Origin of the sequence: Janthinobacterium sp. ROICE36 (assembly GCF_002869965.1) — a bacterium.
GTDB lineage: Bacteria > Pseudomonadota > Gammaproteobacteria > Burkholderiales > Burkholderiaceae_D > Janthinobacterium.
This window is the reverse complement of sequence record NZ_PEBS01000143.1, coordinates 1-5,067: the sequence shown is the minus strand read 5'-3', so window position 1 is coordinate 5,067 and position 5,067 is coordinate 1. Positions and strand designations below refer to the sequence as shown.

Annotated in this window: 2 protein-coding genes and 1 pseudogene; 1 reads left to right on the top strand and 2 read right to left on the bottom strand. The window is 48.5% G+C overall.

The annotated features are described in order from the left end of the window. Positions 1 to 129: pseudogene (locus tag CSZ94_RS29470) on the top strand (IS481 family transposase); the annotation flags it as partial. Positions 130 to 732: 603 nt separating this feature from the next. Here CSZ94_RS29470 and CSZ94_RS27790 read toward each other — a convergent pair. Continuing rightward, positions 733 to 3,249, bottom strand: a complete 2,517-nt coding sequence (locus CSZ94_RS27790) for a hypothetical protein (protein WP_146009914.1) — start codon at positions 3,247 to 3,249, stop codon at positions 733 to 735. After that, a complete protein-coding gene (locus CSZ94_RS26895) occupies positions 3,230 to 4,846 on the bottom strand; it encodes a hypothetical protein (RefSeq protein WP_146009913.1) in 1,617 nt (538 codons plus the stop codon). The genes CSZ94_RS27790 and CSZ94_RS26895 overlap by 20 nt, the downstream gene beginning before the upstream one ends. Positions 4,847 to 5,067 lie beyond the last annotated feature (221 nt).

Here is a 5,067-nt window from a genome sequence, read left to right as displayed (position 1 = left end):
ATCTACAACCACAACATTCCCCAGCGCGCCTTGGATAACGCAACACCGATTCAGGCGATGAAGAAATGGCAGGAGAAAAAGCCGGAATTATTCGTTAAACGCGTATATAACCAGGCCGGTCTTGACATCTACCTGGATTCGATGTCTCAGTCGCTGAGATCCCCTCTACGGCGATTGCGAATAGATCGTCCTTCGGGAAGACAAGCTGTAGTGCCCGTCTAGCGGTCCATCGTTCATGGAAGGAGTGGCCAGCGCGTGATGCACGCGTCGTATTGATTTTTTCGTCAGTAGTCGGCATGCTTATTTTCTGATTTTATTTTGTGACGACCATTATGCATGGTCTTACTGAGCAGAACTTGAATTTGTTTTTACTCTAAATGGCAGATGAAAGTCCATGGTATATTCTAAAAAATAGACCGTTATCGGGCCGATCTAATTTGAATGAACATCCTCTTTTCGATGACCGAAAAGATTGCACAGCTCGGCGGCTACCTTGCACACTCATACTACTCACCACCTAGCAACATCGTAATGTGGTGAGGCATGCGAGGCATTGCCGACATGTAACTCGGCTTCAATTTTGCTTCCGATAGATATGAGTTATTGGAAGGTTGGCTTACGCTTAAACGGGTTCTGTGGATCGCAGAAGTAGACTTGGATGTCGGTAACCAATGTAAATCGCATATGCCCAGCCAGATCAACGAGAACATGGTTCATGGACTTCATGCATGATCAGCTGAGCTGATTCAATATCTGGAGCAAGTCTTCAGTCTGCAGTGCAGTGAAGCCGAACGCTGCGTCCTTCTCACGCATGGCATTGAGTTCAGCAATGGGATCAATGGGCCCCAAAGATCCTGTAGATTTGAATATTTGGCTGGCAAGGCTACTTAACTTTTTAAAGACGAGAGTTGGCCGCCACTCGTTATTTTTACCTGCATCTTGCTTGAGGCAGATCAGTGTACGTGCGAGGGCCCATCTAGAAGCCACTATCATTTCAAATATATCGTCAGGTAGCATTTCATGCGAGGCATGTATTTCCAGTCGGGTTCCCAGCGGCTCCGGCCCCGCCCAAAGTGCTATTAGAATTCTGACGCACATGGGTACGAAAGCATAGTCGTGATTTTTGCCGAGCCCGTCCTCTGCAAAAGCTAGCAAGGAAACCGGTTCATTAGGATCTACATCAACAGCTATATCTGATTTGCGCATCGAAGTTTTTTGCTTGTCTTCCCGGATGATGTGCTTATGCGTCACACCATATTGCATGAGTGCGAAGATGAAAGTTGTTTGTATAGGTAAATGGCTGAGAGGAATACTGGAATCCACCTTCAAATTGGCCAGATACTTCTCGAACCGTTCTATCGCAGCTATGAGCGTCTCACGGCGTTTACATACCATCTTCGACGTGTATGTGCCAGATTGCTGCCGATCGTTGGGATGAAACTTGGCCGTCTCCTTGGACGGAGGGCTAGCGAAATTTTTCGCGTTAACGTAGTCGGACTCGGCGGTATATGAATCTTCGACATCGTCCTCTATGTCTCCCACGAGAACTTCATCATCCTCGTCGTTTGGTATATCTGAAGGACTAACCATCTTCGGTAAAACCCCTTTAACTACAAGCGAAAAGAGATCTTGCATGCCAATATCGGAATTAAATATCTGTCTCGATCGCCCTGTGGCAGGGGCCAACATTGCGGCACGAAATGCAGCTTCATTCTCATACGTAAATGCATCAGGAGATGTTTGGTTTTTCTTTCCGTAGCCGTTGGAGGAAGATGTGGCGCGATGGCCCTGCTGTCCAAGTGTGGGCCCAAAGATGAGTTCCGCTTTGGCTGCCAGTTCGATCAAGTCCCAATCAGCATTAAATGCCTTTTCCAAAGCCTCCCTTAGCTTCGCGTCAATTGGAACAGGAACCGCACTTTTCAAGTCCTTTGGAAAATGAACAATTGTTGGTGCGCTCAGTTCGCCATTGGCGTACCGAATACGCGCGATCAGAGGATACGTCACCTTGGCTGTAAAGTTTGCGTTCCACGCTGTGCCACGCTCCTGCTGCAAAGGTAGTGTCTCGCCACAGATTTCAACTGCCTCGCCATTTACGGGGCCGTTCTGAGGTGGCCACCAAATCAATTTGGATCCATGAAGCTCTAGATTCCCAGGCGATGGCAGCGCTTCCCTGCTCGGCGACAAACCAGCTGGCAACGGCATGTTGACGTCTTTGCGCTCGACTTTTTGGTCGAGATCTATCTCCAGCAAATTTATTGCTTCTCCTTTAGGGTAACGACGATAGACACAAGCCTCCGCGTTGAGTGATGGGCCGTTTGTATAACCGATTGCGTCATCAGAACAATTGGCGCTTCCGAACAGAACATGGTCCCAATGCTCGGTTTGTGCGATAAAAATTTTCGCATGAACTAACTTGGACGAACCTTCGCTACATAGCCTGACAAAGCCAATCAGCTCTGATGTGTGAAGAACATTTACTGGGAACGTGTTTACTTTTGGATTCAGGGCGACCAAGGTCTCTGGATTGTGGAGAGTCTTACGAAGCTCTCGCAAGCCCTCAAGTTTTACATCCCAATATGGCGATATTAGAATCAGTCGAGAAGGCTCTTCGGACAACAGTAGCTTAGTGAATTGTGCGAGAATGGATGGAGAATCGCCGCCACTCTCAAGCAGCAGATCAATAAGCGTTCCGTCGCTGAGTTCCAAAGGACTAGAGGTCAATTCCAGGTCTAACAACCAAGGAGCACGCCTTTCGGCAAATTCCAGTTTGTGGCGGATAGCCTCACCTGGAAATTTGCTAAGCCAACCCTTCAAGTAGCGGTAAGTGCGGCCGATCAGCTGGAGTGATACCTCATTGTCTGGATGTGGTTCAACGAGCTGTTCCCAGTCAAGGCGAGTCACTACTTCTTGGTTTTTCCCCCATCCAGCACCAGTGACGTTTGCGGAGCCGAGGACCAAGCTGGCCTTGTGTTCACCGAGTCTCAGATGAATCTTTGGATGAAATGCGCCTGTTACTTTGACTGGAATAACTGCATACCGTGACCCTGCGCCTGTAAAGCTTTCTGGAAACGAATTCATTGATTGTGCGAGCATTCTGTGGTCAGCCATCAGAATGTTGTTCCTCACACCATGTCTGCGTAGGCGCCTTTCGATATAGCTATCGTAGAAAGCGGAGTCCACCGAGTACGTAGTTAGAATGGATGTATGCCAACCAGAAGAGGCTAGGTCTTTATGCAGGCTGAGTTTCATCAAGAAGTTTCGTACCGATTTCTGTAAGGGTGCCGTCAACGTTGATCAGTTTCGCGTCAGCGAGGAAGTTGGCTAAGTTCGTCAATCGAGGGTTGGTGAATCCATATTCAGCGATGAGGCCATTCGAGATAGTTCCGTCCTCAAGCATGAACCTATAGGTGAATTTTCCAGATGAACTCAGTTTGATCCCGGCGATTGCCAAATGTTCAGCTATCACATGGCGCCGCAAGACTGCGGAGATTGCGTCTTTCACCGAGGCCGTTTGATGCTCTGTTAGTGTGTCGAGCACACCGGCCAAGGAACAATGCTTGCGTACGGCATGCTTTGAAATCTCGTTCTTAAGGTCATTGTCGGTACGCCATTTTTGCCAAAGAAGACGAAGTAATAGAATTGCGGATTGCAGAAGGGCTGGGTCCCCACTGCGCTCATTAAATCTGCGTAGACCCTCGCAAATGACTGTACTAAGTGCCTCCTCGTCATGGCTCTCGCCAGTCGCTTGAGTGGCCCACTTTTCCCATATTTGATTTTTAGTTGAAGGTGAGACCGCTTTGCTAATCACCTTATTGGTGAGTTCATCCGGCTCCATTGCAAAGTCGTCTTCATTGAGGATCTGAGCCATTCCATTGAGTAACGCTTCCAATGAAATGTGACAGAGCTCGTTGGCCTGATAAGCGCGCCATCGCTGAATCTGTGTTCCACCAGGCTGGTAAGGCATAGCATCACCTGTACGGCCCTGGTAGAGGGCATTACGTATGGCAAGGGTATCTCTGATTGGCACATTCTTTCGCGATAAATCGAGCAGGAGCCAAGCTGATGTACGTCGAGCTACGGAACTCGAACTGGTGTCCGATCGCCATAAGAATTCGCGCAACATGTCCATTTCGGTCGTACCTTCTTTGAGGTTAGACGGATGAATTGCTTCCCCAATGGCGTACAGCGAAGAGCCCTCTAAGGTGCCATCTATGATGGCATTGATGAGCTTCGCTATCACAACTTCACCTACTGCATCTTCGAATGCGCGCGCCAGTTGCCTACCTGTGTCGGAGACGATCGGAACCCCTGTGGTCGGCGCAAGGAAGTCAGCGTCCTGCATGCTTCTGACGTAGAACTGACCGAAGTTTCCTCCCTTAGCCATCAAGTATTGATTGTTCTCGCCTGGCTTATTGGTGTGAGGGCGTAAATCAAACTTCTCATCTGCTAAATCAATGAGCTGTAGCCGAGCCCAGTCACTCCCCGCTAGTCCTCCTGTATTGGGTGAATACGCTTCGCAGGCTAGCGCGAACAAGGCTTCTGCTTTTCGGATAAATAGGCGCCATTCGTGCAAATTATCCGCATGCCGGATCACCGCCCAGCCGTTAACAACCCAACAGTAGAATGAGTAATAACGTAGCCGATTGGTAACGTTGGTCAAGCCAGGAACAAGTTGCCGATACATTCGGACGGATGTTGCTTGCATTCCTAGTGGGTCTCTTCCGAGACTCCATGCGCCTGATGTTGTCCAATGAGGAGATATGTGAAATGTGTCTGCCATTGGTGCAAGAATAGAATTGAGCCAGCCATGAATCGATTCAGTATTTAGGTAATAAATGTAACTCATGTAATTATAGTTTTAATTTGCAATATTTACATCAAGCAGATAAAAATATTTAGAGAGGAGTGAGGTACCCTGACTTTTTCGGACACTCTAGTTTGGTAAACTTCACCAACTGGAGAACTTATGACACGCTCAAAAACCTACACACCGGAGCTTCGTGAAGAAGCGGTAAAACTGGTCCTGACGCAGGGCCTGACGCTGGAAGACGCGGCACTGCGCCTGAC

Excerpts from the sequence above, each read along its gene's own strand:
- CSZ94_RS26895 (WP_146009913.1), bottom strand. The coding sequence starts at position 4,846 with ATGAGTTACATTTATTACCTAAATACTGAATCGATTCATGGCTGGCTC.
- CSZ94_RS27790 (WP_146009914.1), bottom strand. The coding sequence starts at position 3,249 with ATGAAACTCAGCCTGCATAAAGACCTAGCCTCTTCTGGTTGGCATACA.